We start from the raw sequence: 5,353 nt of genomic DNA on the forward strand, positions 1-5,353 counted from the left end.
GGAAACCCCACACTACCATCGGCGATGCATCGTTTCACTTCTGAGTTCGGGATGGGATCAGGTGGTTCCAACGCTCTATGGTCGTCAAGAAATTCTGTGTGCCGCACCGTCTTTCGACGCTTCGGCGAATCGGGTATGTGACAGCTTTGTGCGTTTCGCGAACTTTCGGTTCTGGCGTCTCCACACACCGCAATCTGGCCCCTTCCGGGTTCGCAAATTGCTTGGGTGTTATATGGTCAAGCCTCACGGGCAATTAGTATCGGTTAGCTCAACGCCTCACAGCGCTTACACACCCGACCTATCAACGTCGTAGTCTTCGACGGCCCTTCAGGGAGCTCAAGGCTCCAGTGAGATCTCATCTTGAGGCAAGTTTCCCGCTTAGATGCTTTCAGCGGTTATCTTTTCCGAACATAGCTACCCGGCAATGCCACTGGCGTGACAACCGGAACACCAGAGGTTCGTCCACTCCGGTCCTCTCGTACTAGGAGCAGCCCCTCTCAAATCTCAAACGTCCACGGCAGATAGGGACCGAACTGTCTCACGACGTTCTAAACCCAGCTCGCGTACCACTTTAAATGGCGAACAGCCATACCCTTGGGACCGGCTTCAGCCCCAGGATGTGATGAGCCGACATCGAGGTGCCAAACACCGCCGTCGATATGAACTCTTGGGCGGTATCAGCCTGTTATCCCCGGAGTACCTTTTATCCGTTGAGCGATGGCCCTTCCATACAGAACCACCGGATCACTAAGACCTACTTTCGTACCTGCTCGACGTGTCTGTCTCGCAGTCAAGCGCGCTTTTGCCTTTATACTCTGCGACCGATTTCCGACCGGTCTGAGCGCACCTTCGTACTCCTCCGTTACTCTTTAGGAGGAGACCGCCCCAGTCAAACTACCCACCATACACTGTCCTCGATCCGGATGACGGACCTGAGTTAGAACCTCAAAGTTGCCAGGGTGGTATTTCAAGGATGGCTCCACGCGAACTGGCGTCCACGCTTCAAAGCCTCCCACCTATCCTACACAAGCAAATTCAAAGTCCAGTGCAAAGCTATAGTAAAGGTTCACGGGGTCTTTCCGTCTAGCCGCGGATACACTGCATCTTCACAGCGATTTCAATTTCACTGAGTCTCGGGTGGAGACAGCGCCGCCATCGTTACGCCATTCGTGCAGGTCGGAACTTACCCGACAAGGAATTTCGCTACCTTAGGACCGTTATAGTTACGGCCGCCGTTTACCGGGGCTTCGATCAAGAGCTTCGCGTTAGCTAACCCCATCAATTAACCTTCCGGCACCGGGCAGGCGTCACACCCTATACGTCCACTTTCGTGTTTGCAGAGTGCTGTGTTTTTAATAAACAGTCGCAGCGGCCTGGTATCTTCGACCGGCGTGGGCTTACGCAGCAAGTGCTTCACCCTCACCGGCGCACCTTCTCCCGAAGTTACGGTGCCATTTTGCCTAGTTCCTTCACCCGAGTTCTCTCAAGCGCCTTGGTATTCTCTACCCAACCACCTGTGTCGGTTTGGGGTACGGTTCCCGGTTATCTGAAGCTTAGAAGCTTTTCTTGGAAGCATGGCATCAACCACTTCGTCGCCTAAAGGCAACTCGTCATCAGCTCTCGGCCTTGGGATCCCGGATTTACCTAAGATCCCAGCCTACCACCTTAAACTTGGACAACCAACGCCAAGCTGGCCTAGCCTTCTCCGTCCCTCCATCGCAATAACCGGAAGTACAGGAATATTAACCTGTTTTCCATCGACTACGCTTTTCAGCCTCGCCTTAGGGACCGACTAACCCTGCGTCGATTAACGTTGCGCAGGAAACCTTGGTCTTTCGGCGTGGGTGTTTTTCACACCCATTGTCGTTACTCATGTCAGCATTCGCACTTCTGATACCTCCAGCAAGCTTCTCAACTCACCTTCACAGGCTTACAGAACGCTCCTCTACCGCATCACTTGCGTGATACCCGTAGCTTCGGTGTATGGTTTGAGCCCCGTTACATCTTCCGCGCAGGCCGACTCGACTAGTGAGCTATTACGCTTTCTTTAAAGGGTGGCTGCTTCTAAGCCAACCTCCTAGCTGTCTAAGCCTTCCCACATCGTTTCCCACTTAACCATAACTTTGGGACCTTAGCTGACGGTCTGGGTTGTTTCCCTTTTCACGACGGACGTTAGCACCCGCCGTGTGTCTCCCATGCTCGGCACTTGTAGGTATTCGGAGTTTGCATCGGTTTGGTAAGTCGGGATGACCCCCTAGCCGAAACAGTGCTCTACCCCCTACAGTGATACATGAGGCGCTACCTAAATAGCTTTCGAGGAGAACCAGCTATCTCCGAGCTTGATTAGCCTTTCACTCCGATCCACAGGTCATCCGCTAACTTTTCAACGGTAGTCGGTTCGGTCCTCCAGTCAGTGTTACCTAACCTTCAACCTGCCCATGGATAGATCGCCCGGTTTCGGGTCTATACCCAGCGACTAAACGCCCTATTAAGACTCGCTTTCGCTACGCCTCCCCTATTCGGTTAAGCTCGCCACTGAATATAAGTCGCTGACCCATTATACAAAAGGTACGCAGTCACAGAACGAAGTCTGCTCCCACTGCTTGTACGCATACGGTTTCAGGATCTATTTCACTCCCCTCTCCGGGGTTCTTTTCGCCTTTCCCTCACGGTACTGGTTCACTATCGGTCAGTCAGTAGTATTTAGCCTTGGAGGATGGTCCCCCCATGTTCAGACAAAGTTTCTCGTGCTCCGTCCTACTCGATTTCATGGCAAAGAGATTTTCGCGTACAGGGCTATCACCCACTATGGCCGCACTTTCCAGAGCGTTCCGCTAATCTCAAAGCCACTTAAGGGCTAGTCCCCGTTCGCTCGCCACTACTAAGGGAATCTCGGTTGATTTCTTTTCCTCAGGGTACTTAGATGTTTCAGTTCCCCTGGTTCGCCTCTTGCACCTATGTATTCAGTGCAAGATAACCAGCTTGTGCTGGCTGGGTTCCCCCATTCAGAGATCTCCGGATCAAAGTCTGTTTGCCGACTCCCCGAAGCTTATCGCAGGCTACCGCGTCTTTCATCGCCTCTGACTGCCAAGGCATCCACCGTATGCGCTTCTTCACTTGACCATATAACCCCAAGCAATCTGGTTATACTGTGAAGACGACATTCGCCGAAAATTCGCATTGCTCCAAGAGCAACTCACAAATTTTACCTTAGCCTGAATCCGCACCAGTGAAAGTGCTTCATCAGTCTTTCTATCACATACCCAAATTTTTAAAGAACGATCTGACAAAGGTCAGAAATCAACATTCACCGTCTCTCGACGGAATGCTCATTTCTAAGCTTCAAGACAGTGGATCACCAACCGGTAATGGTGGAGCCAAGCGGGATCGAACCGCTGACCTCCTGCGTGCAAGGCAGGCGCTCTCCCAGCTGAGCTATGGCCCCGTATCGCTACAGGGTGCACCGTAATTGGTGGGTCTGGGCAGATTCGAACTGCCGACCTCACCCTTATCAGGGGTGCGCTCTAACCAACTGAGCTACAGACCCAATCGTCTTCTTCAATGAATCAAGCAATTCGTGTGGGAGCTCATGGAGCCGCTGACGTCGTCGATTAAGGAGGTGATCCAGCCGCAGGTTCCCCTACGGCTACCTTGTTACGACTTCACCCCAGTCATGAATCACACCGTGGTAACCGTCCCCCCGAAGGTTAGACTAGCTACTTCTGGTGCAACCCACTCCCATGGTGTGACGGGCGGTGTGTACAAGGCCCGGGAACGTATTCACCGCGACATTCTGATTCGCGATTACTAGCGATTCCGACTTCACGCAGTCGAGTTGCAGACTGCGATCCGGACTACGATCGGTTTTATGGGATTAGCTCCACCTCGCGGCTTGGCAACCCTCTGTACCGACCATTGTAGCACGTGTGTAGCCCAGGCCGTAAGGGCCATGATGACTTGACGTCATCCCCACCTTCCTCCGGTTTGTCACCGGCAGTCTCCTTAGAGTGCCCACCATGACGTGCTGGTAACTAAGGACAAGGGTTGCGCTCGTTACGGGACTTAACCCAACATCTCACGACACGAGCTGACGACAGCCATGCAGCACCTGTGTCAGAGTTCCCGAAGGCACCAATCCATCTCTGGAAAGTTCTCTGCATGTCAAGGCCTGGTAAGGTTCTTCGCGTTGCTTCGAATTAAACCACATGCTCCACCGCTTGTGCGGGCCCCCGTCAATTCATTTGAGTTTTAACCTTGCGGCCGTACTCCCCAGGCGGTCAACTTAATGCGTTAGCTGCGCCACTAAGAGCTCAAGGCTCCCAACGGCTAGTTGACATCGTTTACGGCGTGGACTACCAGGGTATCTAATCCTGTTTGCTCCCCACGCTTTCGCACCTCAGTGTCAGTATCAGTCCAGGTGGTCGCCTTCGCCACTGGTGTTCCTTCCTATATCTACGCATTTCACCGCTACACAGGAAATTCCACCACCCTCTACCATACTCTAGCTCGCCAGTTTTGGATGCAGTTCCCAGGTTGAGCCCGGGGATTTCACATCCAACTTAACGAACCACCTACGCGCGCTTTACGCCCAGTAATTCCGATTAACGCTTGCACCCTCTGTATTACCGCGGCTGCTGGCACAGAGTTAGCCGGTGCTTATTCTGTCGGTAACGTCAAAATTGCACGGTATTAACGTACAACCCTTCCTCCCAACTTAAAGTGCTTTACAATCCGAAGACCTTCTTCACACACGCGGCATGGCTGGATCAGGCTTTCGCCCATTGTCCAATATTCCCCACTGCTGCCTCCCGTAGGAGTCTGGACCGTGTCTCAGTTCCAGTGTGACTGATCATCCTCTCAGACCAGTTACGGATCGTCGCCTTGGTGAGCCTTTACCTCACCAACTAGCTAATCCGACCTAGGCTCATCTGATAGCGCAAGGCCCGAAGGTCCCCTGCTTTCTCCCGTAGGACGTATGCGGTATTAGCGTCCCTTTCGAGACGTTGTCCCCCACTACCAGGCAGATTCCTAGGCATTACTCACCCGTCCGCCGCTGAATCAGGGAGCAAGCTCCCTTCATCCGCTCGACTTGCATGTGTTAGGCCTGCCGCCAGCGTTCAATCTGAGCCATGATCAAACTCTTCAGTTCAAACATCGTTGGGTTTTGTGAAAACCCTAAACTTGGCTCAGCAATCGTTGGTTACATCTTTGATTTCTCGCGGAGTAACTTGTGATGCTGATAATCTTTCTGACTGTCAGTCTGACTCCACAAGCACCCACACGAATTGCTTGATTCAGTTGTTAAAGAGCGGTTGGTCAAGCCTTTCGTCTCGACCGAGGCGCGCATTCTACA

The 5,353-nt window shown here is 52.7% G+C and carries 2 tRNA genes and 3 rRNA genes; all 5 read right to left on the minus strand.

Annotation, left to right across the window (positions count from 1 at the left end):
* Positions 1–89, minus strand: a 5S ribosomal RNA gene (rrf, locus tag CAG33_RS27930); the annotation flags it as partial.
* A 143-nt stretch (positions 90–232) separates the two neighbouring features.
* Positions 233–3,123, minus strand: a 23S ribosomal RNA gene (locus tag CAG33_RS27935).
* 246 nt (positions 3,124–3,369) lie between these two features.
* Positions 3,370–3,445, minus strand: a tRNA-Ala gene (locus tag CAG33_RS27940).
* 25 nt (positions 3,446–3,470) lie between these two features.
* Positions 3,471–3,547 (minus strand) — tRNA-Ile (locus CAG33_RS27945).
* Positions 3,548–3,612: 65 nt separating this feature from the next.
* Positions 3,613–5,149: ribosomal RNA gene (locus tag CAG33_RS27950) — 16S ribosomal RNA — on the minus strand.
* Between the last annotated feature and the right edge of the window lie 204 nt (positions 5,150–5,353).

This window comes from Pseudomonas sp. B3(2017) (genome assembly GCF_002113595.1).
Lineage (GTDB): Bacteria > Pseudomonadota > Gammaproteobacteria > Pseudomonadales > Pseudomonadaceae > Aquipseudomonas > Aquipseudomonas ekonensis.